At 37.0% G+C, this 26898-nt stretch carries 30 protein-coding genes, 2 tRNA genes and 1 pseudogene; 29 read left to right on the forward strand and 4 right to left on the reverse strand.

The genetic code is table 11. From position 1 onward, the window contains the following. Nucleotides 1–112 precede the first annotated feature (112 nt). The 10 genes from TS1_RS05220 (at nucleotide 113) to TS1_RS05265 (ending at nucleotide 7746) form a co-directional block, all read left to right on the forward strand. On the forward strand, nucleotides 113–346 hold the full coding sequence (locus TS1_RS05220) for a DUF1146 family protein (RefSeq protein ID WP_068708557.1): 234 nt from the start codon (nucleotides 113–115) through the stop codon (nucleotides 344–346). Nucleotides 347–436: 90 nt separating this feature from the next. Continuing rightward, nucleotides 437–1735, forward strand: a complete 1299-nt coding sequence (gene murA / locus TS1_RS05225) for a UDP-N-acetylglucosamine 1-carboxyvinyltransferase (RefSeq protein WP_068708559.1) — start codon at nucleotides 437–439, stop codon at nucleotides 1733–1735. 15 nt (nucleotides 1736–1750) lie between these two features. Then, a complete protein-coding gene (locus TS1_RS05230) occupies nucleotides 1751–1930 on the forward strand; it encodes a DNA-directed RNA polymerase subunit beta (RefSeq protein WP_068708561.1) in 180 nt (59 codons plus the stop codon). 50 nt (nucleotides 1931–1980) lie between these two features. Next, complete coding sequence (gene yidD, locus TS1_RS05235; RefSeq protein WP_068708563.1) at nucleotides 1981–2256, forward strand: membrane protein insertion efficiency factor YidD; 276 nt, start codon at nucleotides 1981–1983, stop codon at nucleotides 2254–2256. Nucleotides 2257–2452: 196 nt separating this feature from the next. Next, on the forward strand, nucleotides 2453–3646 hold the full coding sequence (locus TS1_RS05240) for an ABC transporter substrate-binding protein (RefSeq protein ID WP_068708565.1): 1194 nt from the start codon (nucleotides 2453–2455) through the stop codon (nucleotides 3644–3646). A gap of 104 nt (nucleotides 3647–3750) precedes the next feature. Further along, a complete protein-coding gene (locus TS1_RS05245; protein ID WP_068708567.1) occupies nucleotides 3751–4653 on the forward strand; it encodes a branched-chain amino acid ABC transporter permease in 903 nt (300 codons plus the stop codon). 9 nt (nucleotides 4654–4662) lie between these two features. After that, a complete protein-coding gene (locus TS1_RS05250) occupies nucleotides 4663–5640 on the forward strand; it encodes a branched-chain amino acid ABC transporter permease (protein WP_068708569.1) in 978 nt (325 codons plus the stop codon). Beyond that, a complete protein-coding gene (locus tag TS1_RS05255) occupies nucleotides 5621–6397 on the forward strand; it encodes an ABC transporter ATP-binding protein (protein WP_068708571.1) in 777 nt (258 codons plus the stop codon). The genes TS1_RS05250 and TS1_RS05255 overlap by 20 nt, the downstream gene beginning before the upstream one ends. Beyond that, nucleotides 6397–7098 (forward strand): ABC transporter ATP-binding protein, encoded by a 702-nt coding sequence (locus TS1_RS05260; protein ID WP_068708573.1) that lies wholly within the window; start codon nucleotides 6397–6399, stop codon nucleotides 7096–7098. Before TS1_RS05255 ends, TS1_RS05260 begins: the two co-directional genes overlap by 1 nt. A gap of 3 nt (nucleotides 7099–7101) precedes the next feature. After that, a complete protein-coding gene (locus TS1_RS05265) occupies nucleotides 7102–7746 on the forward strand; it encodes a CBS and ACT domain-containing protein (protein ID WP_068708575.1) in 645 nt (214 codons plus the stop codon). A gap of 127 nt (nucleotides 7747–7873) precedes the next feature. Here the strand turns inward: TS1_RS05265 and TS1_RS05270 are convergent, their stop codons facing one another. Continuing rightward, complete coding sequence (locus TS1_RS05270) at nucleotides 7874–8293, reverse strand: hypothetical protein (protein WP_068708577.1); 420 nt, start codon at nucleotides 8291–8293, stop codon at nucleotides 7874–7876. 181 nt (nucleotides 8294–8474) lie between these two features. On the opposite strand from TS1_RS05270, the gene TS1_RS05275 reads away from it, so the two are divergent. From TS1_RS05275 to TS1_RS05295, 5 genes are all read left to right on the forward strand, one after another. Then, the gene (locus TS1_RS05275) at nucleotides 8475–8708 is read left to right on the forward strand and encodes a DUF2969 domain-containing protein (RefSeq protein ID WP_068708578.1); all 234 of its coding nucleotides are present in this window, start codon (nucleotides 8475–8477) and stop codon (nucleotides 8706–8708) included. A 78-nt stretch (nucleotides 8709–8786) separates the two neighbouring features. Then, a tRNA-Tyr gene (locus TS1_RS05280) sits at nucleotides 8787–8867 on the forward strand. A gap of 4 nt (nucleotides 8868–8871) precedes the next feature. After that, nucleotides 8872–8943: transfer RNA gene (locus TS1_RS05285), tRNA-Gln, on the forward strand. A gap of 134 nt (nucleotides 8944–9077) precedes the next feature. Continuing rightward, on the forward strand, nucleotides 9078–9242 hold the full coding sequence (locus TS1_RS05290) for a hypothetical protein (RefSeq protein ID WP_157061640.1): 165 nt from the start codon (nucleotides 9078–9080) through the stop codon (nucleotides 9240–9242). Between the two features lie 65 nt (nucleotides 9243–9307). After that, nucleotides 9308–10015, forward strand: coding sequence for a GntR family transcriptional regulator (locus tag TS1_RS05295; RefSeq protein ID WP_068708582.1), 708 nt, complete (start codon nucleotides 9308–9310; stop codon nucleotides 10013–10015). Nucleotides 10016–10058: 43 nt separating this feature from the next. Here the strand turns inward: TS1_RS05295 and TS1_RS05300 are convergent, their stop codons facing one another. Beyond that, on the reverse strand, nucleotides 10059–10688 hold the full coding sequence (locus TS1_RS05300) for a YigZ family protein (RefSeq protein WP_068708584.1): 630 nt from the start codon (nucleotides 10686–10688) through the stop codon (nucleotides 10059–10061). 129 nt (nucleotides 10689–10817) lie between these two features. Here TS1_RS05300 and TS1_RS05305 point away from each other — a divergent pair, with 129 nt between their 5' ends. The 9 genes from TS1_RS05305 to ftsX all read left to right on the forward strand — a co-directional run bounded on the left by TS1_RS05305 (nucleotide 10818) and on the right by ftsX (nucleotide 20015). Beyond that, entirely contained in the window at nucleotides 10818–11111 is a 294-nt protein-coding gene (locus tag TS1_RS05305; RefSeq protein ID WP_068708586.1) for a DUF7662 domain-containing protein, read from the forward strand. Between the two features lie 85 nt (nucleotides 11112–11196). Next, on the forward strand, nucleotides 11197–11517 hold the full coding sequence (locus TS1_RS05310; RefSeq protein WP_068708588.1) for a PTS sugar transporter subunit IIB: 321 nt from the start codon (nucleotides 11197–11199) through the stop codon (nucleotides 11515–11517). 68 nt (nucleotides 11518–11585) lie between these two features. Continuing rightward, a complete protein-coding gene (locus tag TS1_RS05315; RefSeq protein WP_068708590.1) occupies nucleotides 11586–12896 on the forward strand; it encodes a DEAD/DEAH box helicase in 1311 nt (436 codons plus the stop codon). Then, on the forward strand, nucleotides 12893–13570 hold the full coding sequence (locus TS1_RS05320) for a ComF family protein (RefSeq protein WP_068708592.1): 678 nt from the start codon (nucleotides 12893–12895) through the stop codon (nucleotides 13568–13570). The genes TS1_RS05315 and TS1_RS05320 overlap by 4 nt, the downstream gene beginning before the upstream one ends. Before the next feature lie 125 nt (nucleotides 13571–13695). After that, nucleotides 13696–14250, forward strand: coding sequence for a ribosome hibernation-promoting factor, HPF/YfiA family (gene hpf / locus TS1_RS05325; RefSeq protein WP_068708594.1), 555 nt, complete (start codon nucleotides 13696–13698; stop codon nucleotides 14248–14250). A gap of 381 nt (nucleotides 14251–14631) precedes the next feature. Next, the gene (gene secA / locus TS1_RS05330; protein ID WP_068708596.1) at nucleotides 14632–17145 is read left to right on the forward strand and encodes a preprotein translocase subunit SecA; all 2514 of its coding nucleotides are present in this window, start codon (nucleotides 14632–14634) and stop codon (nucleotides 17143–17145) included. A gap of 88 nt (nucleotides 17146–17233) precedes the next feature. Beyond that, nucleotides 17234–18347, forward strand: a protein-coding gene (gene prfB / locus TS1_RS05335) for a peptide chain release factor 2 (protein ID WP_157061641.1) whose coding sequence is annotated in 2 segments (ribosomal slippage) — nucleotides 17234–17305 and nucleotides 17307–18347 — 1113 coding nt in all. Because the reading frame shifts where the segments join, the coding sequence is not laid out codon by codon here. A 104-nt stretch (nucleotides 18348–18451) separates the two neighbouring features. Beyond that, nucleotides 18452–19138 carry a cell division ATP-binding protein FtsE gene (gene ftsE, locus TS1_RS05340; protein WP_068708600.1) on the forward strand — a complete coding sequence of 229 codons (687 nt, stop codon included), beginning with the start codon at nucleotides 18452–18454 and terminating at the stop codon, nucleotides 19136–19138. Beyond that, nucleotides 19131–20015 carry a permease-like cell division protein FtsX gene (gene ftsX / locus TS1_RS05345; protein WP_068708602.1) on the forward strand — a complete coding sequence of 295 codons (885 nt, stop codon included), beginning with the start codon at nucleotides 19131–19133 and terminating at the stop codon, nucleotides 20013–20015. Before ftsE ends, ftsX begins: the two co-directional genes overlap by 8 nt. 64 nt (nucleotides 20016–20079) lie before the next feature. On the opposite strand, the gene TS1_RS05350 is transcribed toward ftsX, so the two are convergent. Then, complete coding sequence (locus TS1_RS05350) at nucleotides 20080–20931, reverse strand: aldo/keto reductase (protein WP_068708604.1); 852 nt, start codon at nucleotides 20929–20931, stop codon at nucleotides 20080–20082. A 60-nt stretch (nucleotides 20932–20991) separates the two neighbouring features. Continuing rightward, nucleotides 20992–21489 carry a MarR family winged helix-turn-helix transcriptional regulator gene (locus tag TS1_RS05355; protein WP_068708606.1) on the reverse strand — a complete coding sequence of 166 codons (498 nt, stop codon included), beginning with the start codon at nucleotides 21487–21489 and terminating at the stop codon, nucleotides 20992–20994. 142 nt (nucleotides 21490–21631) lie between these two features. Here TS1_RS05355 and TS1_RS05360 point away from each other — a divergent pair. The 5 genes and pseudogenes from TS1_RS05360 (at nucleotide 21632) to pstB (ending at nucleotide 26879) form a co-directional block, all read left to right on the forward strand. Continuing rightward, a pseudogene (locus TS1_RS05360) lies at nucleotides 21632–23024 on the forward strand (MFS transporter). Nucleotides 23025–23262: 238 nt separating this feature from the next. Continuing rightward, on the forward strand, nucleotides 23263–24117 hold the full coding sequence (locus TS1_RS05365; RefSeq protein WP_068708608.1) for a phosphate ABC transporter substrate-binding protein PstS: 855 nt from the start codon (nucleotides 23263–23265) through the stop codon (nucleotides 24115–24117). Between the two features lie 107 nt (nucleotides 24118–24224). Beyond that, nucleotides 24225–25145 carry a phosphate ABC transporter permease subunit PstC gene (gene pstC / locus TS1_RS05370; RefSeq protein WP_068708609.1) on the forward strand — a complete coding sequence of 307 codons (921 nt, stop codon included), beginning with the start codon at nucleotides 24225–24227 and terminating at the stop codon, nucleotides 25143–25145. After that, nucleotides 25145–26029, forward strand: a complete 885-nt coding sequence (gene pstA / locus TS1_RS05375; RefSeq protein WP_068708611.1) for a phosphate ABC transporter permease PstA — start codon at nucleotides 25145–25147, stop codon at nucleotides 26027–26029. Before pstC ends, pstA begins: the two co-directional genes overlap by 1 nt. Before the next feature lie 46 nt (nucleotides 26030–26075). Further along, nucleotides 26076–26879, forward strand: coding sequence for a phosphate ABC transporter ATP-binding protein PstB (pstB, locus tag TS1_RS05380; protein WP_068708613.1), 804 nt, complete (start codon nucleotides 26076–26078; stop codon nucleotides 26877–26879). Nucleotides 26880–26898: the final 19 nt, after the last annotated feature.

Raw genomic sequence — 26898 nt, forward strand, 5'->3', positions numbered from 1 at the left:
GGTTTCTGATTGCTCTTTTTTAAGTTCATTAAATTTAATTGCAGATCGTTTTTTATTTTTTGTTTTTATGTTAACATAATTGTAATGAGATTTAGTAAGTGAGGTTGTTTTTATGCAGATTTTTGGAATAGATGCACTTATCAGATTGGTGAGCCATTTTGCATTTATTTATTTAGCTTTTTGGTCTTTAGGTGCTTTACGCATGGATGCCTTTTTTAAATCTCTTCATACAACACAAATAAGATTGCTAATTACACTGTTATCAATTGTAATTGGTTATATAGCAAGTAGTTTTTTCTTAGAGATCATTACTTTAAGTAAAAATTTATTCTTAACATTTCTTTAATAAACAATTAACTATATTATCAAAGACGAATGTGGTATACTTTAAAAGAATTTTGTCAAAAAGTAATACGTTCTATTTGGAGGGAACAGCATGGAAGAGATTATCGTTTATGGGGGTAATCCATTAAAAGGAACTGTAGAAATTGAAGGAGCAAAAAACGCGGTTTTACCAATACTTGCTGCTGCTTTGTTAGCAGAAGATGGTACGACAAGGCTAAGTAATGTTCCAATTCTTTCAGATGTATTTACAATGAAAGAAGTTATTCATCATTTAAATGCAAAAGTTGATTTTGATTTAAATAAAAAAGAAATTAAAATTGATGCTTCCTCTCCGTTGGAAGTAGAAGCACCTTACGAATATGTTAGCAAAATGCGTGCTTCAATTGTTGTTTTGGGGCCTTTATTGGCACGCAATGGACATGCAAAAGTAGCAATGCCAGGAGGTTGTGCTATCGGAAAACGACCGATTGATCTTCATTTAAAAGGTTTTCAGGCATTGGGCGCTACAATTAAACAAAAAGACGGCTATATCGAAGCATTTGCAGATCAGCTAGAAGGTAGCAGTATCTATCTTGATTTTCCTAGCGTCGGAGCTACTCAAAATATTATGATGGCAGCGGTCAAAGCCAAAGGCACTACTACGATTGATAATGTAGCAAGAGAACCTGAAATTGTTGATTTGGCCAATGTGCTTAATAAAATGGGCGCTAAAATTCATGGGGCTGGAACTGAAACGATGCGTATTGAAGGCGTTGAACGTTTGCATGCTGTAGATCATGCCATTGTACAAGATCGGATTGAAGCGGGTACTTTTATGGTTGCCGGCGCCTTGCCAAACAATGATGTCTTTATTAAAGATGCGATCGCTGAACATAATCGTCCATTATTATCTAAAATAAAAGAGATGGGCGCACAAGTGATAGAAGCTGAAGAAGGCATTCAGATAAAAGGACCTACGCAATTACAACCTACGGATGTGAAAACTCTTCCTCATCCAGGTTTCCCGACAGATATGCAAGCGCAAATGAGCGTATTACAATTATTGGCAAACGGGACAAGTGTTACGACAGAAACTGTTTTTGAGAATCGCTTCCAACACTTAGAAGAAATGCGAAAGATGAACGCACACATGAAAATTGATGGAAATGTGGCTATTATGCAAGGTAATGACTCGCTTCAAGGAGCATTGGTTTACGCGACAGATTTAAGAGCAGCAGCAGCATTAATTTTGGCTGGCTTAGAGGCTGATGGAATTACGCGTGTGAGAAACCTGAAATATCTTGATCGTGGGTACTACCATTTTCATGAGAAATTGCAAAATTTAGGGGCACACATTGAACGTGTTTCTGATGAACAATCAAAAAAAGTAACAGAAGAAGTCTTTGTCTAAAAATTGGAGGTCATGATGCATTTAAGTCGTGATGTGTTAATTACATTAATCAAAGTTTTATCTGTTATTGCATCGGCTATCATTTTGTTTTTCATTGGATTAATGATTGGTTACGGCGTAGTTGGTGATGGTTCACCGACGCATGTATTTAGCCGAGCGTTATGGCAGCATATTTTTGAATTTATACAACTTTAAGAGAGGGGGTCCCTCTCTTTTGTTTCTTTTTCAAAAGGGGACCAAAGTTTATGCAAAAGTTTTTCATATTTTTAATTAAAGGTTATCAACGTTTTATTTCACCTTTGTTTCCTCCAAGTTGCCGTTATTATCCTACTTGTTCAAGTTATATGCTCGAAGCATTGAAAGTGCATGGTGCTTTTAAAGGGATGTTAATGGGAATTTCACGAATTTTACGTTGTCATCCTTTTGCTAAAGGCGGCATTGATTACGTTCCTAAGGATTTTTCTTTAAGAAAAAATCGTGTAGACAAAAAAAGACCCATTTATGTTTATAAAAAGCATTAATTATTTTAATAGGTTAAAGTCTCAAGCGTTGTGCTTGAGGCTTTTTTTAGTTAAGCCAGCTATAAAAAAGTCAAATAAAGTTTATTTAAAAATTTACTCGCTAAATTATAAAATATTCTGAAAATTTATATTGACAATTTTTCGAATTTTCTGTATATTAACTTCATATTCGTACATAGAAAGTAGGGAGAAAAAAATGAAAAAGAAGTTGGCATTTTTATTTGCAAGTGTATTTTTGTTGACAGCCTGTAGTGCTGGTCCAAATGGAGGCGGTGGCGCAAGTGCTGGCGGAGGAGATAGTGATGCAGGTAACAAACAAGAAGGAGATACAATCAAAGTTGGGTTAAACCTTGAACTTTCAGGAGCTGTTGCCGGTTACGGTACACAAGAAGAGGAAGGAGCAGAATTAGCCGTCGAAAAAATTAATGAAGATGGCGGAATTTTGGGTAAAAAAGTGGAGTTGGTAAAAAAGGATAATAAATCTGATAATAATGAAGCTGCGACAACTACTGCTAATTTAACTACAAACGATGGAATTGTAGCAATGATTGGTCCCGCTACTTCTGGTGCGGTAAAAGCAGCCATTCCTAACGTTACTAAAGCTCAAGTTCCTATGATTACTCCTTCAGGAACGGATGACTCGATTACAGTAAGTAACGATCAGGTACAGGATTATGTGTTCCGTTCTTGTTTTCAAGATAGTTTTCAAGGTGTTATTTTAGCAAAATATGCTTCTGACAACCTTGATGCAGACAAAGCAGCTATTTTTGGGGATAATTCTAGCGATTACGCAACAGGTTTGACCAAGGCTTTTACCGATGAATATGATGGTGAAGTCGTTGCTAAAGAAAACTTTACCAAAGGAGATAAAGACTTCCAAGCAGCATTAACAAAATTGAAAAAGACCGATTTTGATGTATTGTATGTTCCTGGCTATTATGAAGAAGCTGGCTTGATCATCAAACAAGCACGTGAGATGGGAATTGATCAACCAATTATCGGAGCTGATGGTTTTGGGGATGAAAAAATGATCCAATTAGCTGGTAAAGAAAATGTATCTGATGTGTTCTATACCGGTCACTTTTCAACTTTAGCACCAGCCAATGACACTGTGGAACCATTTATTGATGACTTTAATGAGAAATATGATAAAGAACCATCTACTTTTAATGCCTTGTCTTATGATGCGATGTTAATGATTAAAGAAGCAATTGAAAATGAAGATTCCGCGGATTCGGCGGACATTGCCAAAGGCTTAGCGGAATTGAAAGATTTTGTAGGCGTAACAGGTACTATTTCTATTGATAAAGACCATAATCCGGAAAAACCGCTGGTTGTTGTCGGCTTTACTGATGGAAAAGAAAGTTCAGCTGAAAAGATTGAGCCTTAAAACAAGAAAATAGGCACATTGTAAAGAGCTGGGACAAAACTTCTTGTTTGGTTTTGTCCTAGTTTTCTTTGATTAAACTATAATGTTTATTGGAAGTGATAAGAATGGAACTAATGGTCCAGCAGTTAGTTAATGGATTATTTTTAGGAAGCATCTATGCTTTGATGGCGCTTGGTTACACAATGGTTTATGGCATTATTAATTTGATAAATTTTGCCCACGGGGAAGTTTATATGATTGGTAGTTTTATCGGTTATTTTTTGATTCAGTCATTTAACGCTTGGCAAATTCTGCCGAATGCTTGGGGATTTTTTACTGCTCTTCTTATTTCAATGGTTGTTTGTGCTATTTTGGGTATAGTTATTGAATTTCTTGCCTATCGTCCTTTAAGAAAATCGACCCGAATTTCGGCATTAATTACAGCCATTGGGGTTTCATACCTTTTGCAAAATGTGATGATTTATTTCTTTTCTCCAGATTCAAGACCTTATCCTCAGTCGATTGCTAGAAAGACTTTTTCATTGGGAGTTGTTGATATCAGCAATATCCAGTTATTAATACTAGCTGTTTCAGTTACGCTGATGATTTTATTACAAGTGATTATCAAAAAAACGAAAATGGGTAAAGCTATGCGGGCGGTAAGTGTAGATAACGATGCTGCTCGTTTAATGGGGATTAATGTCAATCGTACGATCTCATTTACTTTTGCCTTAGGCTCATCTTTAGCAGCAGCAGGAGGAATGCTGATCGGGCTTTATTATAATTCGATTGACCCGATGATGGGGGTAGCACCTGGCCTGAAATCTTTTGTTGCAGCCGTACTCGGTGGTATAGGGGTTATACCTGGCGCAGCTTTAGGAGGATTTGTGATTGGTCTGATTGAAACGATGGCGACAGCGTTTGGTTTTTCCGATTATAAAGATGCATTAGTTTACTTGGTTTTGATTATTATTCTACTTGTCCGACCAGCAGGTATTTTGGGAAAAAATATTAAAGAGAAAGTGTAGGCGGTAAAGATGAAAAAAAATTTAAAATACAATCTTATATGGCTTGCTCTTGCATGTGTGATCTATTTTGGTTTATTTGCTTTATATAATGGCGGATTTATTACGATTTTTACTGATGCAATTATTGTCAATATTGGGATTAACGTCATTTTAGCTGTAGGTTTAAATCTAATTATTGGGTTTTCTGGACAGCTTTCTTTAGGACATGCAGGATTTATGGCAATCGGAGCCTACGCAGCAGCTATTTTAACTCAAAATAACCCTACCTATATCGCTTTTGCTGTATCTTTAATTGTCGGGATGCTTATTTCAGGGGCAATTGCCCTCATTGTCGGGATACCTACTTTGCGTTTAAAAGGAGACTATCTGGCAATTGCAACACTGGGTGTTTCAGAAATAATACGAATTCTGATTGTCAATTTTGATGAGTTAACCAACGGACCTTCAGGAATTTTTGGTATTGCTCAATTTAGTAACTGGCAGGTTGTTTTTATTTTTATGGTGATTGCAGTTTTGTTAGTGTCTAATTACATACGTTCAGGAGCTGGACGTGCAACGCTTGCAGTACGCGAAGATGAGATTGCTGCTGAAGCCATGGGAGTAAACACCGCTAAATATAAGGTAACGGCTTTTGTGATAGGAGCTATGTTAGCTAGTTTAGCCGGTTCATTATATGCTACTTACCAGCAGTCAGTTTTTCCTAATGACTATGATTTTATGAAATCGATCGATATTTTAATCATTGTCGTATTTGGCGGAATCGGAAGCACGACAGGAGCTATTGTTGCAGCAGGTGTCTTAGGATTTTTGAATATGTACCTGCAAGACTTTGGTAGTTTACGAATGATTATCTATGCTTTAGCTATTGTAGGGATTATGATTTTCAAGCCTAGTGGGCTTTTAGGAACCTGGGAATTTTCAATCAAGAGAATCATTGATAAATTCAGTAAGAAAGGAGACGACCAAGATGCCTCTACTAACAGTTGATAATTTAACGAAAAATTTTGGCGGATTAGCTGCCGTCTCTCAAGTAGATATTAGTTTAGAAAAAAATGAGCTGGTAGGACTTATTGGTCCTAATGGAGCGGGAAAAACCACACTGTTTAACTTATTGACAGGAGTTTATGTCCCCTCAAGCGGAGAAGTTACATTAGAGGTTGAAGGGAAGAGTACTCGCTTAAACGGAATGAAATCCTATAAAATTGCTGAATTAGGTCTCTCACGAACTTTTCAAAACATTCGTTTATTCAAAGATTTAACCGTGATGGAAAATGTCTTAATTGCAATGAATGCTAAGCATAAAGAAAATTTTGTCACAAGCGTTTTACGTCTACCAAAATTTTATAAAATAGAAAAAGATTTAAAAAATAAAGCACTAGAACTTTTGTCCCTTTTTCATTTAGTAGATAAAAAAGATACTTTAACTAAAAACTTACCTTATGGGCAACAAAGACGCTTGGAAATCGTACGCGCTCTGGCCACGGAACCACAAATCTTATTTTTAGATGAACCAGCAGCTGGAATGAACCCTAATGAAACTGCTGACCTGACAAATCTGATCCGAGAGGTACAAGAAAAATTTAAAATTACTATTGTTTTAATTGAACATGACATGAGTTTAGTGATGGATGTTTGTGAACGAATCTATGTTTTGGAATATGGAAGAGTGATTGCTAAAGGCACACCCGATGAAGTAAAAACAAACCAAAGTGTTATCGAAGCTTATTTAGGAGGCGAGGTTTAATGCTAGAAGTAGAAAATTTATCGGTACGCTATGGGATGATTCAAGCTGTTCATGACATTTCATTTCAAGTCAATCAAGGGGAAATTGTGACATTGGTTGGCGCTAATGGAGCTGGTAAGACGACGATTTTACGAACAATTTCTGGGCTCGTTCGGGCTTATAGCGGCCATATCTTTTTTGAACAACAAGAGATTAACAAAAAAGCGCCTCAAAAAATCGTTGCCAAAGGGCTATCGCAAGTTCCTGAGGGAAGACATGTTTTCCATGGCTTGACTGTATTTGAAAACTTGGAGATGGGAGCCTTTTTACAAAAAGGTAAACAACAAAAAGAGGCTTTAGACCAAGTATTTTCCAAATTTCCAGTTTTAAAAGAAAGAAGAAATCAAGATGCAGCAACATTATCAGGTGGAGAACAACAAATGCTCGCGATGGGACGTGCCTTGATGTCAAAACCAAAATTATTATTATTAGATGAGCCATCGATGGGACTGGCTCCTATATTTATTAAAGAGATTTTTTCTACAATTGAAGAAATTAAAAAACAGGGGACGACCGTTTTGCTCATTGAACAAAATGCGCAGATGGCTTTATCCATTGCTGATCGTGGTTATGTATTAGAAAGTGGCAAAATTGTTTTACAAGGAACAGGAAAAGAACTTGCAGATAGCGATGAAGTGAAAAAAGCTTATTTAGGAGGATAAAAGATGACGGTAAGTGATTTTATGACCAAAAATTTAGTAACAGTGATTCCCGACACACCTATTTTTGATGCGATTGATTTAATGAAAGAATACGATATTCATCGTTTGCCTGTGTTAAAGGATAAGCGTATGGTAGGTCTAATTACAGAAGGGACCATCCAAGCGGCTATGCCATCATCTGCTACTAGCTTAAGTATCCATGAAACAAACTTTTTGCTAAATAAAACCACGGTGGCAGACGTGATGATAAAAAAAGTGACTACCGTTTCTCCTGATGCGCTTTTAGAAGAAGCTATTTATTTAATGAGAAGTAAAAAAATTGCTGTATTACCAGTGATAAAGAAAGAGCAATTACTAGGAATTATTACAAATAACGATATTTTCGATGCGTTCTTAAAAATTACTGGTTATAATAATAAAGGAACTCGGGTAACAATCCAAATTGATAAGGACCATAAAGGAATTTTAGCAAAAATTGCTCAGACTTTGGCGGATGCCGATTTTAGTATTTCCACATTGGTGGTTGACCGTCAAAGAGATAAAACAATGGTTGAGGCGCAGATTGACTCGCAAGATTCGGATAAAATTGCTAAATTATTACGAGATGAAGGGTACACAATTATTTCTTGCGTTGTAACGAATCCGTAATTTTATAAATGTTCACTACTTTTATACTAGTACTGGCTACAGAAAATAGTTTAGTTGAATAGATGTCTTGTAATTAGAGTTGAGGCATTATTTTAAATGAAGCCGGGGCTATATGACATAATTTCCTTTAATCATAAAATATCCGAACTATAAGAGGGATTGTTCCTGCGGTTACTCGTCGCACGAATTGCATTGCTCCTGCGGTTACTCGTCGCACGGACTGCATTGCTCCTGCGGTTACTCGTCGCACGGACTGCATTGCTCCTGCGGTTACTCGTCGCACGGACTGCATTGCTCCTGCGGTTACTCGTCGCACGGACTGCATTGCTCCTGCGGTTACTCGTCGCACGGACTGCATTGCTCCTGCGGTTACTCGTCGCACGGACTGCATTGCTCCTGCGGTTACTCGTCGCACGGACTGCATTGCTCCTGCGGTTACTCGTCGCACGGACTGCATTGCTCCTGCGGTTACTCGTCGCACGGACTGCATTGCTCCTGCGGTTACTCGTCGCACGGACTGCATTGCTCCTGCGGTTACTCGTCGCACGAATTGCACTGCTCCTGCGGTCCAGTACCAGTAGGTCCTTGTCGCAAATTCATGACAATTAGGGAATCACATCAAATAGAATTCGGGTATTTTTGTCTTGTCTTTATGTCACAGCCCTTTTTTAGAATTAGGGCTAGCGTTACGTAAAAAGTATGCTAAAATAAAGTCCGAGGTGAGAACTTTGAAGAAAAACAAGGAAATTGAAGTGCGCAGCGAAGAAACAACGCGAAATATTAAAGGCCAAACCTATCCAGTAACTGAACTTTATATTGGAAAAAAACAAATCGGTGAAGTCCTTCATTTTGGGTCAAAAGAGTTCCAAAGTTTTGCTGACGACGAAGATTTAGGCGTTAGTAAAAGTTTAGATGCAGCGATTGAAACAATTATTCGTCGTTGGAATTTACGGGAACAGTAAATTTTTTTAGTAAAAATCTATTGCAAAAAAATAAAATATTTTGTATTATATCTAAGTCAGGTTTTTTACCAGGCTTTTGGAGGAGTAGCGAAGTGGCTAAACGCGGCGGACTGTAAATCCGTTCCTTCGGGTTCAAAGGTTCGAATCCTTTCTCCTCCATCATTGGGATATAGCCAAGCGGTAAGGCAACGGACTTTGACTCCGTCATGCGCTGGTTCGAATCCAGCTATCCCAGTTGTCAAGCATCAGATCTTTCTGGTGCTTTTTTTATTGATTTCATTTTACTTTTGCGATAGTCTAAAAGAAAGCAAACAAAGAGGTTCAATGCAGTTAGCTAATTTAAAACAAACCAATAAAGGAAGTGTCCAAATGAAAATCGGAAAAAATTTGAAAGAAAAAATTACCGAAGCGGCTGAAACTATCTATGATGTTTCAAAAAAAGATGTAAAAGTCGATGTTTCAAAAAAAGGGTTGTCAGTCCAAGAAAAAAGGCCGACGCGGCAACGTATTAAATGGCAAGCAAAGATTCGATAAATCTTGTCTACATGGCGATAGTGTTTTAAAGGAAAGTGAAATTAAGAAAAAAGGAGGTGGCCCCTTTGGCTGAAACATTGCCTGTATATCTTCAAATTCATGATAAAATCAAAGAAAAAATTGAAGCAGAATACTGGAAAATCGGTGATCGACTTCCCTCTGAAAGAGAATTGGCTGAGGCATTTGGTGTTAGTCGGATGACGCTTAGACAAGCTATTCAGACGCTCTCCGATGAAGGAATACTAGAAAGAAAAATTGGTTCAGGTACTTATGTCGCTCGACAAAAAGTGCAGGAAAAAATGTCAGGAACCACAAGTTTTACTGAAATTATGCTTTCTCAGGGCCGAAGACCTTCGAGTAAAGCTGTTTCTTATTTCTTTACTCAGCCTAGCTCAAGTGAGATGGAACGTTTAAATTTGGCTGAACACGAAGCGATTTTACGAATGGGAAGAGTTCGTTTAGCTGATGATATTCCGATTTGTTTCGAAGTGGCAAGTATTCCGGAAAAGATTATTCGCGACTTCAGCAGAGAAGAAATTTCTGCTTCTTTGTATCGGACATTAGAAGAAAAAGGGCAGCATAAAATTGGTGGGGCTAACCAAACCATTTCGGCTATCGTCGCTTCAGAGAAAAAAGCAGAATATCTGCAAATAAAAAAAGGAGACGCAATTTTGCTGATGCGTCAGGTCTCTTATTTTGAAGATGGCACACCATTTGAGTATGTGCGAAGTCAGTACGTAGGAGATCGTTTTGAATTCTTTTTAGAAAAATAATTCTATACACTGTCAGCTTTTTACTTTAGCTGGCAGTGTTTTCTTATTTAACCAGTTGTTCGTGATAACGTTTATTGCCTTTTTCAATTGTTAGTTGGTCATTTAGCAATTCGGTTACTGCTTTAATAAAGGGATTTATTTTTTCGACTAACACGCATAAAGTGACTTTTTCTAAAAATTGGGTATCTGCTACTATATAATTTTGTTGTTCCAAAAAATTTTGCAGTTTCCCTAAAAGAGAGTAGTCAACAGTCAAAAATACTTCGTGTTGTAAAGTTCCTTGGACAATGTTTGTTGCTTCTAGTGCATGGCTTATTGAGTGAGAATAAGCACGGATTAGACCACCTGCGCCCAGTTTTGTTCCACCAAAATAGCGGGTGACCACAGCACAAACATTGATTAATTCTTGTTTTTTCAATACTTCCAACATAGGATTTCCAGCTGTCCCAGAAGGTTCACCATCATCATTAGAACGTTGGATCTCACTTTCTTCACCAATCACAAATGCACTACAATTATGATTGGCTTTCCAGTGTTCTTTTTTTATTTGTTGGATAAAGGCTTTAGCTTCTGCTTCAGTATAGACGCGTTTTAGATGACAAATAAATCGTGATTTTTTAATTTCAAGTTCTGCTTGCCCATCTTTTTGAATGGTACGATATGTTTCAATCATTACGATTCACCCCTGTTTTTATTCTTCTTTTATTAGTATAATATAGATAGAGCAGTGACGGCAGTTATTTCGCTTAAAAGTTGCATTTTACCATTTTCCGCGTGATAATGAAGCAAAGGAGGGGTTGATATGGCAGGAAGAAGGAAAAAGTATGATGTGATTACTACCTATCTAAAAAATAATGGAGGTACACAAGTTACATTAACTTTTACTCAATTTGATGAGCTATTATTTCCTGCTCGTGGCCTTCCAAAATCAGCCCGTACTTCACAAGATTGGTGGACCAACGATTATTTGCATCCTGAAAATGGCGCTTATGCTTGGTTAAACGCCAATTACGAAGTTGTTCACGTGAATTTAGAAAAAGAATTTGTTGTTTTTCGTCCGTTACTTAAATCAAGTTGGATTAGACCCATCAATTAAGGAAACGTTGACAATACCTGGAAAAAATTTATAATAAAAGATATACTTTGTTGTTTTTAGTTTGAAAAGTTGGAGGAGATTATTTATGGCAAAAAAAACAATCATGCTAGTATGTTCTGCTGGGATGAGTACAAGCTTATTGGTAACAAAAATGCAAAAAGCTGCTGAAGAGCAAGAGATTGATTCGGACATCTTTGCAGTGTCATCCTCTGAAGCAGATACACAATTAGAAAATAAAGATGTAAATGTCTTATTATTAGGACCTCAAGTCCGTTTTATGAAAGATGATTTTGAGAAAAAACTAGCACCTAAAAATATCCCAGTAGATGTAATTAATATGTCGGATTATGGAATGATGAATGGGGAAAATGTTTTGAATCAAGCTCTTAAGCTAATCGAAGATTAATAAGCAAAAACAGAGATCTAAAAAAAGATTTCTGTTTTTTTTACGTATTTATTACTGAGGTGATGAATATGGAAGAATTATATGGCCGGCAAAAGGCCATGGCAAAAGAAGAACTTGAGATGCTTGATGATTCATTTCAAAGTCGATTAGCATTAGTAATAAAAGAGGACAAAGTGACTTGTCAGCGTTGCGGCAGTTTTTTTCTAAAAGACAGCTATCAACTACCCAATAAGCAGTATTATTGCCCTTATTGTATTCAATTTGGACGTTTGACAGATCAGTTATATTTGGTATCTCAAGTTGAAAAAACAAGGAGCCCGCGAGAAATTGTTTTTAATTGGCAGGGGACATTGACCGCTGCACAACAAAGCGTTTCGAACCAAATTCGGGAAAATTATCAGCAAAATAAACATACACTTGTTTGGGCGGTGACAGGTTCTGGAAAAACAGAGATGATCTTTGCCATATTGTGTGATTGTTTACAAAGTGGCGGCAGGGCGGCCATTGCTTCGCCTAGAATTGACGTCTGTCGAGAACTTTACCCCCGTATTGATGAAGTCTTCCCACAAGAACAAACGTTACTCTTATATGGAGAATCTACAGAAAAATATCGCTACAATGCATTGACGATTTGTACGACGCATCAATTATTTCATTTTTATCATGCCTTTGATTTATTAATTATTGATGAAATTGATGCGTTTCCTTATGAGGGTGATAAGACGTTAGCCTTTGCACAAAAAAATGCTCTAAAAAAGGACGGAAAGTATATCTACTTAAGTGCGACTCCGCCTAATCATTTATTAGAGTCGATAAAAAGTACTTTTTGTATTGAGAAGCTTCCGCTGCGCTTTCACCGGCGGCCGCTTGTGGTCCCTCAGTTAATTTGGTACGAAAAATGGCAATATTGTTATCAATCAAATTGGAAAGTTAAAAAGTTAGTCTTTTATTTAAAAAAGTTATTAAAAGATAACGATGTATTGGTTTTTTGTCCTAGTATTTGTTATATGCAAAAATTATATAAAAAAGTTTGTGAATTTTTTGACCCATCAGAGATAGAAAGTGTTTCCGCTCAAGATCTACAACGTGAAGAAAAAGTTCAAAGTATGAGAGAGGGTGCTTATCGTATTTTATTTTCGACGACTATTCTTGAACGAGGAGTGACCTTTGAAGGTATTTCGGTGGTCATTATGGGAGCGAACCATAAAATTTACAGCAAGTCTGCTTTAGTGCAAATTGCTGGGCGTGTTGATCGTAAAGGTAAATACCAACAAGGACAGGTACTCTTTTTTTATAATCAGCAAACGCAAGCTATTCGCGATGCTTGTCACGAAATTAAAAAAATGAACCGCTTAGCTAAGGAGTGGTTAGTAAGTTGAAGTGTAGTTGTTGCCAACAAGAGATTATACGTAATTTAACTTTTAAAGAACTGCTTTTTACTTTTTTAATAAAAAAGCAACGCTGCGATTTTTGCCAAAAAAAGTTTACTAAAATTCCTACCACTGCTTGTCCAACTTGTTCTAAACCGGGTTGGCAGACGCAATGTGATGAATGTAAACAATGGCAGATGTTATATCCAAATTATGAATTTTGCCACCAAGCATTATTTTGTTATGATGAAGCATTTAAAGAGTGGATTTATCAATATAAGTTTTTAGGAGATTTTCGTTTAAAAGCAACATTTTCTTCAGAAATTCAAGCCTACTTTTCAAAAAGAAAGGAATGGATTATAGTAGCTGTTCCTTTATCAAAAGAACGTTTTTTAAAACGTGGGTTTAACCAAGTCGAAGCCTTTTTACAGGCAGCAAACGTTAAAACACAGCATCTATTAGAAAAAAAGGTGGATAGCACGCCTCAATCTGAAAAAAATCGGCAGGAACGTTTAGCTGCTCCTCAGGTATTTCGCGCTACTCAAGAGATAAGCATGGTTAAAAATAAAAAAGTTGTATTAGTGGATGATGTATATACAACTGGCAGAACACTTTTTCATGCCGCTGAAATATTGCAAAATTACCAGCCGAAAGAAATTCAAACCTTTTCCCTTGCTCGTTAAAAAGAAGTTAAAAATGTTACCGATTTCTTTTGCATTTATATTAAAGTTCGATATAATGATTATAAGAAGAGGAAAAAGTTTCTTGCTTTATCCTCTTTAATTGGTAGATGAAAGGGGCAATTGTTATGTTCAGATACAATGTTCGAGGAGAAAATATAGAAGTTACTCAAGCAATCCGCGATTATGTGGAGAAAAAAGTGGGTAAATTAGAACGTTATTTTAATGATGTACCTGAAGCAACCGCTCATGTAAATTTAAAAGTTTACACAGAAAAAACAGCTAAAGTAGAAGTGACGATTCCGCTACCCTATCTTGTTTTACGTGCGGAAGAAACTTCACCGGATCTATATGGCAGTATTGATTTAGTCGTTGACAAATTAGAACGCCAGATTCGTAAATTTAAAACAAAAATTAATCGAAAAAAACGGGAAACATCCAAGCCCGAAGTTGAACAAACCGTCTTTTTTAACGAAGAAGAAGGTGAAGAAAACAACGGTTCAGATCTTGATATCGTTCGTACAAAACGCCTTTCATTAAAACCAATGGATAGTGAAGAGGCTGTATTACAAATGAATATGTTAGGCCATAACTTCTTCATTTTTGAAGATGCGGATACTACAGGCACTAGCATTGTTTATCGCCGAAAAGATGGAAAATATGGCTTAATTGAAACAGATTAACCAAAATATAAACAAGCAGAGCCACAACTTCGTGGTCTCTGCTTGTTTTTGAATATATTCTTTATAGAGATTTTCATTTTTTAGTACATAATTTTAGTAAAATACTGCCCTTAAGGGATAATTCATAGTTTTTTTCAAAGATTTTTCTAACAAACCGCTCATGGAATTGTTCTATGAGCCTTTTCGTGTTAGATTAATAAGGTATATGAAAATCATTGGAAAGCCTTCATAAAACGGTGGCAATCCAATAAAACACATGCTAAAATATAGTGAAGACTTTCTAGTAAATAATAGGTTATTAAAGCAAAGTAGCAGCTTAAAAGCAGCTTTTTAAATCGGCTGTTTTTTAAGTTGTCTTTAACAAAGGAGATTTTAATAAGAATGGCCAACTTTTTTAAAACATTGATTGAAAATGACAAAAAAGAAATTAAACGCCTCGATCGTATGGCTAATAAAATTGAGACGTTAGCAGATGAAACAAGTGCTTTGTCTGATGATGAGTTACGCCAAAAAACAGATGAATTTAAAGAACGTTATCAAAATGGAGAAACGTTAGATGATTTATTGACAGAAGCTTTTGCCGTTGTACGTGAAGCTTCCAAACGTGTCCTTGGTTTGTATCCATTTCATGTACAGCTGATGGGCGCCATCGTTTTACATGAAGGAAACATCTCTGAAATGCGTACTGGGGAAGGAAAAACATTGACGGCTACTATGCCGGTTTATTTGAATGCCCTAGCGCAAAAAGGTGTACACGTGGTAACAGTCAATGATTATTTAGCATCGCGTGACTCTACTGAAATGGGTGAGTTATATAACTTTTTAGGGCTGACAGTAGGATTGAATGTAAATTCCAAAACGTCCGAGGAAAAACGCGCAGCTTATTATAGCGATATTACTTATAGTACAAATAGTGAAATAGGGTTTGATTATTTAAGAGATAATATGGTAGTTTATCCTAATCAAATGGTACAACGCCCCTTAAATTATGCCATTGTTGACGAGGTAGACTCGATCTTAATTGATGAAGCTAGAACCCCTCTAATTATTTCAGGACAGGCGGAAAAATCGACCGCTCTTTATAAGCGTACGGATAGTTTTGTGAAACGTTTGAAAGAAGAAGAGGATTATAAAATTGATGTTCAATCAAAAACGATCAGTCTGACTGAAACTGGTATTGAAAAAGCAGAAGAAGCTTTTGGCTTGGATAATTTGTATGACATTGATAATGCAGCTTTAACGCATTACATGGACCAAGCTTTGCGGGCTAATTACATTATGATTCGGGATAATGATTATGTTGTTCAAGATGGCAAAGTATTGATTGTTGATCAATTTACCGGACGTATCATGGAAGGTCGACGCTATTCTGATGGATTGCATCAGGCAATAGAAGCAAAAGAAGGCGTAGAAATAGAAGACGAAACCAAAACGATGGCTTCGATTACTTTCCAAAACTTTTTCCGGATGTATAACAAGCTAGCCGGGATGACTGGAACGGCTAAGACAGAAGAAGAAGAATTTCGCGAAATTTACAATATGGAAGTTATCCAAATTCCAACAAATGAGCCTGTTATCCGTGAAGACCGCTCTGATTTGTTATATCCAACTTTAAATAGCAAATTTAAGGCGGTGACCCAAGATATTAAAGAGCGTCATCGCAAGGGGCAACCTGTACTAGTGGGGACAGTAGCAGTTGAAACTTCAGAATTACTTTCGAACATGTTGGATAAAGAAAATGTCCCCCATGAAGTTTTAAATGCTAAAAATCATTTTAAAGAAGCAGAAATCATTTTAAATGCCGGGCAAAAAGGTGCAGTGACGATTGCGACAAATATGGCAGGTCGTGGAACAGATATTAAATTAGGTCCAGGTGTTGCAGAATTAGGCGGTCTTGCTGTTATTGGTACAGAAAGACACGAATCACGTCGTATCGATAACCAGCTACGTGGACGTGCTGGACGACAAGGTGACCCTGGTTTGTCACAATTTTATTTATCTTTGGAAGACGACCTCATGAAACGATTTGGTTCTGAACGAATCAAGGTATTTTTGGATCGCTTAAAAGTTGATGACGAAGATGCTGTGATTCAAAGTAGGATGCTATCAAGACAAGTTGAATCAGCGCAAAAACGGGTAGAAGGAAACAACTATGATACGCGTAAAAATGTTTTACAGTACGACGATGTTATGCGCGAACAACGTGAAGTAATCTATGGTCAACGCCAACAAGTAATCTTAGAAGATAAGTCGCTATCTAAAACATTAATGCATATGGTAAAACGGACGATTGAGCGTGCGGTAGCAGGACATACACAGTTAGAAGAAAACCAATTGAACTACGAAGGTTTAGTGAATTTTGCAGGTAATGTCCTGGTCAATGAAAATACCATTACGGTTGATGATTTAAAGACAAAGACGCCACAAGAGGTAACAGATTATCTCTACCAACTTGCTCAGGAGAAATTTGAGGAGAAAACAGAGCAATTAAATAGCCCTGAACAACTGTTAGAATTTGAAAAAGTTGTCATTTTACGTGTGGTTGATTCCAAATGGACAGACCATATTGATGCAATGGATCAGTTGCGTCAGTCTATTGGGTTGCGTGCCTATGGTCAGAATAATCCATTAGTTGAGTACCAAAGTGAAGGCTTTACAATGTATGAAAATATGATTGGTGCGATTGAATACGATGTGACACGTCTATTTATGAAGGCGGAAATCCGTCAAAATGTTCAACGAGAGCAAGTGGCACAAGGGGAAGCCGAACAACCAGAAACTGAAAATGCAAATAGCGATAAAAAACGTCCGGTTAATGTAAAAAAAGTTGGACGTAACGATCCTTGTCCATGTGGTAGCGGAAAGAAATATAAAAATTGTCATGGTAAAAAATAAAAGCAAATAAGACTGGACGCTTCTTGCCCAGTCTTATTTTGAGCAAAAGCTGGTAGGAAAACCATGTTTGAAGAAAGAAGGAACACCGATGGAAGCAGCAGAAATACGCAAAGAAATTAATGAAATGAAAGAGCAAATCACAAGTTTTAGGGGGTCTCTTTGACCTTGATCAATTAGAAGAAGATATTGCTCAAGCTGAACATCAAATGGCAGATCCTACCTTTTGGGATGATCAAACAAAGGCACAAAAAATTATTAATGAAAATAATCGCAAAAAAGAGACTTATGATCAGTTTAACCATTTGGCTAAAAGCCTCGAAGATGTAGAAGTTTTATTTGATATGTTACAAGAAGAGGAAGATAGTGACTTAGCAGCTGAATTGGATGAAAAAATGACGAAGTTAAAAAAAGAAATGGCTGATTATGAGTTATCTTTATTATTAGATGAGCCGTATGACAGCAATAACGCGATTGTTGAACTTCATCCTGGAGCAGGTGGTACTGAATCGCAAGACTGGGGAAGTATGCTATTACGTATGTATATACGTTGGGCAGAAAGTCATCACTTTCAAGTAGAGACCATTGATTATCAGGCTGGAGATGAGGCAGGGATTAAAAGTGTGACCCTTTTAATTAAAGGATACAATGCCTATGGGCTCTTAAAGTCTGAAAAAGGAGTCCATCGTCTTGTTCGTATTTCACCTTTTGATTCGGCAAAACGTCGTCATACATCTTTTTGTTCTGTTGAAGTAATGCCCGAGATGGATGACTCCATTGATATTGAAATCAATCCAGAGGAATTAAAAATTGATACCTATCGAGCAAGCGGTGCTGGTGGACAACATATCAATAAAACAGAATCGGCTGTGCGCATTACCCACTTGCCGACCGGTACGGTGGCAGCTAGTCAAGCGCAACGTTCTCAATTAAAAAACCGAGAACAAGCGATGAGTATGTTAAAAGCTAAACTGTATCAACAAGAAGTTGAAAAACAAGAACAAGAACAAGCTGCCTTGCGTGGAGAACAGTTGGAAATTGGATGGGGCTCTCAAATTCGTTCCTATGTATTTCATCCTTATCAAATGGTTAAAGATCACCGGACAGATCAAGAAACTGGCAATACCCAAGCAGTGATGGATGGTCAGATTGATGAATTTATTGATGCCTATTTAAAAATGGAGTTAAATAATCAAGAACAGTAAAAGTTATTGAATTGAAAAGAAAATGTAACTTAAAGAAAATTCAATGAAATATTTTTCATGCTATAATGGTGCGGAGTGAGTAAAAATGTTTAGGAGAGATAGCCATGATTGAAATGCAGGATGTAATCAAAAAATATTCGAATGGCACAGAAGCTATCCGCGGTCTTTCAATTTCGATCTATCAAGGAGAGTTTGTTTATGTCGTTGGCCCGTCTGGCGCAGGTAAATCAACCTTTATTAAACTGATCTATCGTGAAGAAAAACCGACAAGCGGAAATTTACAAGTGGCAGAGTACGATTTGTCGAAAATTAAAAATCGTGAGGTGCCTTACTTGCGTCGCGAAATTGGCGTAGTATTTCAAGACTATAAACTTTTAGAAAGAAAAACGGTTTATGAAAATGTTGCTTACGCTATGCAAGTTATAGGAAAAAGACCTAGAGAAATAAGAAAACGAGTGATGGATGTACTCGACATGGTAGGTTTAAAACATAAAGCACGTGTTTTCCCCAATCAATTATCCGGTGGAGAACAACAGCGTGTGTCTATTGCGCGAGCGATTGTAAATACACCTCAAGTTCTGATTGCGGACGAACCAACGGGAAATTTGGACCCTGAAATTTCTTGGGAAATTATGAAGTTATTAGACCGTATCAATGCTCAAGGAACTACTGTCGTAATGGCTACGCATAATAGAACGATTGTAAATACGATTCGTCATCGTGTAATTGCCATTGAAAACGGCAAGATTATTCGAGACCAAGCGGAAGGAGAGTATGGATACAATGCTTAGGAATTTTTCCCAACATGTTTTAGAAAGCCTAAAAAGCTTGCGCCGTAATGGCTGGATGACGGTTTCTTCAATCACAGCAGTGACTGTGACCTTGACTTTATTGGGTGTTTTTCTTGTTATCATTTTAAATACCGTTAAATTAGCCCAAGATATGGAAAATAATGTTGAGGTATCTGTTTATGTTAACTATGAGACAGATGAAGATGGAAAGAAGAAATTAAAAAATCAATTGGAAGAAATTCCTCATGTAAAATCTATTAGTTATTCCAGCAAAGACGAAGAGTTAGCTAGAGTCCAAGAATCATATGGGGATTCCTGGAATCTATTTGACCAAGATAATCCGCTATTGGATGTTTTTATTGTTCACGCAGATGATCCTGAATATGTAGAAGATATTACAAAAAGAGCTGATAGCATGACTGAATATGTTCATGAAGCTTCCTATGGTGAAGACCTTTCTGACAAAATCTTTGCGATTGCCCAAAGAGCGCGCACTTGGGGACTTATTAGCTCGATTATTTTAGTTGTCATTGCTATCTTTTTGATTTCAAATACCATTCGAATGACAATTCTTACGCGTAAGCAAGAAATTCAAATTATGCGTTTAGTCGGAGCAAAAAATGGTTACATTCGCTGGCCTTTCTTTCTTGAAGGAGGCTGGATTGGTCTTTTTGGTGCAGTTATTCCGATTATATTAATGTACACAGGTTATAATAAAGCTTTTGAGCTGATTAATCCGATATTAGAACGATCTCACTATAGCTTACTACAGCCGGGTTCTTTTAATTGGCAAATGAGTATCTTATTAGTTGTATTAGGCGTTGTTATCGGTTCTGTCGGTTCCGCTTTTTCAATGCGTCGCTTTTTGAAATTCTAAAATTTACAAGACAAAAACCAGTTAGACTGATGAGATCTAACTGGTTTTTTAAGTGTGTTGTTTATTATAATTCTTCATGTGTCCGGGGATCTTGTGAAGAAACGCGAGCATCTTCTTGATCTAGAGAAATAATCTGTTGAATTTCACTTTCTGTTAATTCAAAATCAAAAATGTTCCTGTTTTCCTTTTGCCTAAATGGATTGCGGGAAAGTGGAAGAGGAACTACATTTAATTGAGTTTCCCAGCGAAGAATAATCTGTCCGACATTTTTATGATATTTTTGAGCTAAGTCAACTAGCTCAGGTAATTCAGTGATAGGTTTGCTTAATGACTGTTGAACGCCGCCCAAGGGGCTCCATGCCTCTGTTACAATTTGATGTTTTTCATGATATTCGCGCTGTTCTTTTTGACTAAATAAAGGATGCATTTCTACTTGGTTTACAACAGGGAGCACGCCGGTCTCATTTTTTAATTTTTCCAAGTGTTCTGGCAAAAAATTAGAGACGCCGATAGAGCGCACTAAGCCAAAACGTTTGGCATCGATTAATGCTTGCCATGCTTCCACATATTCATCTCGCATTGGGTTTGGCCAATGGATCAAATAAAGGTCATAATAATCTAAATCCGCCCGGTATAACGACTCTTGGATTGCAGCAATCGCGTCATGATATTTATGATGACGGCCGGGAAGCTTGGAAGTGATTAATAAATTTTCTCGAGCAACACTGGATTTTTTCACTGCTTGTCCGACCGTTGCTTCGTTTTCATAATTATAAGCAGTGTCCAATAGTCGATAGCCATTATTAATTGCTGTTGTTAAAACCTGAACGCCTTGGGCACCTTTTAAACCAGCTGTACCAAAACCTACTTGAGGGATTACTGTTCCGTCGATTAACTGTTTATTTGGAATGGTCATTTTTTTCCTCCTATACTTCTTGTTAAATTTCTTAAAAAGGTAAAATAAAAAAACACTTCACTAAGTTATTTTGTCAATAGAGTTTTTAACATCAGTCGGATAATGGATGGTTTCTTCCGCACTTTTAAAGCATCTTAAAAAACGTAAAATGATTTTCAACTCTTCAGGAGCAAAATTTTCTAATTGTTTTGCCAACTGTTTATTTTTCATAGATAAAAGCTGTTCATGAATTTGTGCCAGTCGCTTTCCTTCAGAAGTGAGGGAATAATGTTTTCCGCGTCCGTCCTTTTCATCTTTAGTAGCTTTGACAAACTGACGTTTTATTAACAAAGTTAGACGTTTAGAAAGTGTTCCTTGCAGCACAGATAAGTCTTTACTGATCTCTTTACCTAATGGATTTTCATGTTTTAATAAATACGAAAGAATATGCAAATGAAATGTACTTAAACCCTTTGCTTTGGGTTCATAGCTAATAATCCATTGTTTTTCCTTGTCTTTATCATCATCAAGCATTAATAAATGGTGATAAATTGCGAGAATCTCTTCGTAATCGCTCAATTCCGACCTCCTTATAGCATATAATTGGATAAAAAGATTGGAAAAAGTCAAAAAAGATGCTAAGGTTTTGTTAGTAAAATAGATTCCGCGGAATCTATTTATAATTAAATCTTAACGTGAAGCAGAAAGGAAGTCAAATAATATGGGAAATGCATCTGTATCCAAACAGACAAAACTAGCAATAGCTTCTGTCGCCTTGCTGTCCTTTTTAGGGATTTTAGTAGAAACTTCATTAAATGTTACATTTCCGACTTTAACTCAAGAATTTAACGTTTCTTTAGCTACCATGCAGTGGACAACTTCAGGTTACTTACTTATGGTGACAATTATTATGAGTACAACAGGTCATCTTATAAAAAAATATAAAGCCCAAAGCTTGTTTCGTATCGCTGTTTTATTTTTTGTTACAGGAACAGCATTATGTGCAGTCTCTATTTCTTTTCCAATACTTATGATCGGACGCTTGCTTCAAGCCGTATCGACAGGGCTTGCAACACCATTGATGTTTCATATTATTTTATCTTTAGTTCCACAAAGACAGTTGGGACTTTATATGGGAGTAGGCAGTATGGTCACTTCCTTTGCACCTGCTTTGGGCCCGACATACGGGGGTCTTTTAACATCTTTTTTATCTTGGCGTGCTATTTTTGTATTGATTTTCCCGATTATGTTCCTAATTATCTGGCTTGGCGGAAAAAATATTCATATAAAACCTATTGGAACAAACCAACGTTTTGATTGGATGGGAAGTTCTTTTGTCTTGGGTTTTTGCCAGTCTTAGCGTAGCATTCGGAAGTGCCGGCAATAATGGCTTTTATAGCTCTTCTTTTTTTATTTTTTTGCTTATTTTTGTTATTGGTTTACTTGCTTTATTCTTCCATGTTCATTTTTCTGAAAAGAAGATATTAAACTTTTCTTTGTTATTGCGTCCTATTATCGGCTTACGTTGGTTAAACTTTTTTATCTTGCAGTTTATTAATATCGGGATTTCATTTGTTTTGCCTATTTTTGCGCAAAATTATTTAAATACAGAACCTTTTACTGCGGGGTTAATTTTATTTCCTGGTTCGTTACTTGGTGCTGCTATAGCTCCTTATGCGGGTCGCTTATATGATAGACATGGTCCATTGCTGCCGCTGACTATAGCCAATACTGCCATGTTTATCGGTTGCTTATTGTTTTATTTTACGACCCCCGTTTTAAGTGTTGTTTCTACGATTTTGATTTATATCTTTTTACGAGTCGGCTTTAATTTTGGCTTTGGAAATACCTTATCTGATGCAAGTAAACAAGTGACATTAGAAGAAAGAGCAGACATTAATTCTTTATTTAATACTTTTCAACAATATGCAGGGTCAATTGGTACTAGCGTCTTGTCGGCGGTAATTTCGTCTGTACAGTTACAAAATAATACTACTTCTGCGCTATTAACAGCACAAGCTAGCCAAATTGATTTTGTGCTTCTGGCAGCTTTAGCGGGGCTTGGTTTAATTACTGTCTTTCTTGTTCAATGGTTAAAAAGAAAAGCTGTTTAAGTGATTTAATTGAAAGATAAGTTGTTAGCCAACCATCTTTTATAGCAAAAATTATAAAATAAAAATATTTTTTAGAATGTAACTCTGGCATAAAAGAAATCCTTTTCTTTTTATAGAAATAGAATTAAGGTTTTTAAGTAGAATGAAACATGCTAAAATAAAGTCGCTCATGTTTTATGCATGTGAAAACAAAGCAGTAAAGTTTTGCTGTATTACACGATTAATAAAGGAGCTTCTAATGAAAAAAAAGATAGCAGGTTTATTGACCATCGGTTTTACAATTATTCTTTCTGGCTGCAGTCAGTGGATTGATCAAGGAGAATCGGTAACGGCGGTCGGATCTTCCGCCTTACAACCTTTGGTAGAAACAGTAGCCGAAGAATTTCAGCAGGATCGGCCTGGCCAATTTGTGAACGTTCAAGGTGGTGGTAGCGGCACAGGTTTAAGCCAGGTTCAATCCGGAGCAGTAGACATTGGCAATTCGGATATGTTTGCTGAAGAAAAAGCTGGAGTAGATGCTACGCAACTTGTGGACCACCGTGTCGCAGTTATCGGCATTACGCCTATTATAAACAAAGAAGTAGGTGTAGATAATCTAACAAAGGATGAATTAAAAAAGATCTTTTTAGGTGAGATTACAAACTGGCAAGAAGTCGGTGGTACTAATCAAGAGATTGTTATTTTGAACCGGGCTTCTGGCAGCGGTACGCGTGATACTTTTGAAAAATGGATACTTGATGATGAAAATTCAGTTTCTGCTCAAGAACAAGACTCAAGTGGAATGGTTCGGCAAATTGTCAGTGATACGCCTGGTGCAATTAGTTATGTTGCTTTTTCTTACGTCACAAATGACGTTGATGTATTATCCATTGATGGTGTAGAACCTACCGATAAAAATGTCACTACCAATGACTGGCCTATTTGGTCTTATGAACATATGTATACAAAAGGTGAACCTAAGGCACTAACCAAAGAATTTTTAGACTATATTCTTTCAGATGATGTGCAGGAAAATTTAGTGGGACAATTGGGTTATATTCCTGTATCACAGATGAAAGTTGAACGTGATGCAAACGGAAATATTATAAAATAAGCTTTACTAAATCTTTACAAACTTCATGTAAATTTTACAGGCTTTTTATTAAAAATTGATGTCATAACGTTAAACTTAGAGGGAATAAGGAACAAGGAGGAAACCTTTTGGAAAATGCAAAAGAAGAGTTAACAAAAAAATCAAAGAAAGCCAAATTAGAACAACGGGGAAAAGCTATTAGTTTTTTATGTATTTCTATGATTGTCCTCGTTGTATTATCTATCTTTTATTTTGTTGCCAGTAAAGGGTTGGCTACATTTTTTGTTGATAAAGTAAATGTTTTTGATTTTTTGTTTGGGACAGAGTGGAATCCTAGCCAAGTAGGGTCAGACGGACAACCAATGGTTGGGGCATTGCCGATGATTATCGGTTCGTTTATGGTGACTTTTTTATCTGCTATTATTGCTACGCCTTTTGCCATTGGAGCTGCTGTTTTTATGGTAGAAATCTCTCCAAAAAATGGTCAAAAGTTTCTACAGCCTGTGATTGAACTTTTAGTTGGAATCCCTTCGGTAGTTTATGGTTTTATCGGTTTATCAGTTATTGTACCAGTGATTCGAGCAGTCTTTGGTGGTACAGGCTTTGGCATACTTGCAGGGACGTTTGTTTTGTTTGTTATGATTTTGCCTACCGTAACTACAATGACTGTAGATGCTTTAAAAGCTGTTCCTCGTCATTATCGTGAAGCTTCCCTTGCTTTAGGTGCCACCCGTTGGCAAACGATTTATAAAGTTGTCTTACGCGCAGCAATTCCAGGAATTTTAACAGCAGTGGTTTTTGGCATGGCACGAGCTTTCGGGGAAGCTTTGGCTATTCAAATGGTTATCGGAAATGCTGCACTAATGCCAACGAGCTTAGTCACTCCTGCTTCGACCCTAACTTCAATTTTGACGATGGGGATCGGAAATACCATTATGGGTACAGTAGAAAATAATGTCCTTTGGTCACTTGCTTTAATATTATTGCTGATGTCGCTAATCTTTAATATTGTAATTCGTTTAATCGGTAAGAAGGGAGCGATGAAATAATGAAAGCCAAACGTTGGGATAAATTTGCCACAGGGGTGCTTTATACGATTGCTGCTTTTCTTGTTTTAATTCTGGCCTTCTTATTGATTTATATCCTGGTTCGGGGATTACCCCATATTTCATGGGAATTTCTGACACAGCCGGCAAAAGCTTACCAAGAAGGTGGCGGTATTGGAATTCAATTGTTTAATTCTTTTTATCTGCTACTTATCACGATGCTCATCAGTTTTCCAATTTCGCTAGGTTCGGGTATTTATTTGTCAGAGTATGCAAAGAAAAATTGGGTAACAGATGTGATACGGACCTCTGTTGAAATATTAAGCTCGTTACCTTCAGTTGTAGTCGGCTTATTTGGTTTTTTACTTTTTGTTGTACAGTTTCAGTACGGCTTTTCGATTATTTCTGGAGCTTTAGCACTGACCTTTTTTAATTTGCCGCTTTTAACAAGAAATATTGAAGAGTCCTTAAATACTATTCATCATACCCAAAGAGAAGCCGGATTAGCTTTAGGGCTTTCGCGCTGGGAAACTGTATTACATGTGGTATTACCAGCGGCTACTCCAGGGATTTTAAGTGGGGTTATCATAAGTTCTGGGCGAATCTTTGGAGAAGCAGCGGCTTTAATTTATACGGCTGGACAAAGTGCCCCTGCTTTAGACTTTACGAATTGGAACCCACTCAGTGTTTCAAGCCCAATTGGTTTATTCCGCCAAGCAGAAACATTAGCCGTGCATATCTGGAAAATCAATTCAGAAGGAACGATGCCAGATGGTCCTGCTGTGTCAGCAGGTGCTTCAGCTGTATTGATTCTTGCAGTTTTATTATTTAATTTCAGCGCCCGTGCTGTAGGTAAGAAATTATACAAGAAGATAACTTCTGCCTGATGGCCCATTATTTTACTAGCTTTTAGCTAAGGGAGTTCAAGACATTATGGAAGAGTACAACTTACAAGATAGAAATATATTTCAAATGCAAGACCGCGATGTTATTTTGCATACCCGTGATTTACATGTCTGGTATGGTAACAATGAGGCGATCAAAGGCATTGACCTTGAATTTGAAAAAAATAAGATTACTGCTTTGATTGGTCCATCAGGTTGCGGCAAGTCAACCTATCTTCGCTCGCTAAACCGCATGAATGATGAAATTGCCAATACAAAAATTACGGGAAATATTATGTATAAGGGTGTTGACTTGAACTCAAAAGAAGTCGATGTCTACGAGATGCGTAAAAGAATTGGGATGGTTTTCCAACAGCCGAATCCTTTTAGTAAATCCATTTATGAAAATATTACCTTTGCATTGCAACGTCATGGTGAAAAAGATAAACATAAATTAGACGAAGCGGTTGAAACCAGTCTAAAACAAGCGGCTTTATGGGACCAAGTCAAAGATTCATTGCATAAAAGTGCGTTAGCATTATCCGGAGGTCAGCAGCAAAGACTCTGTATTGCCAGGGCAATTGCCATGAAACCTGATGTTCTTCTTTTAGACGAACCGGCAAGTGCCCTCGATCCTATCTCAACAGGAACAGTAGAGGAAACCCTGATACAACTTAAAGAACAGTATTCGATTATTATTGTCACTCATAACATGCAACAAGCAGCACGTATTAGTGATTACACGGCTTTCTTTTATCTAGGAAATGCCTTGGAATATGATGTGACGCGCAAAGTCTTTACCCGACCAAAAATAAAAGCAACGGAAGATTACGTCTCAGGGCATTTTGGTTAGAAAAAAAGAAAGGATATAA

It is taken from the genome of Tetragenococcus solitarius NBRC 100494 (assembly GCF_001544195.1).
GTDB classification, from domain to species: Bacteria; Bacillota; Bacilli; order Lactobacillales; family Enterococcaceae; genus Tetragenococcus; species Tetragenococcus solitarius.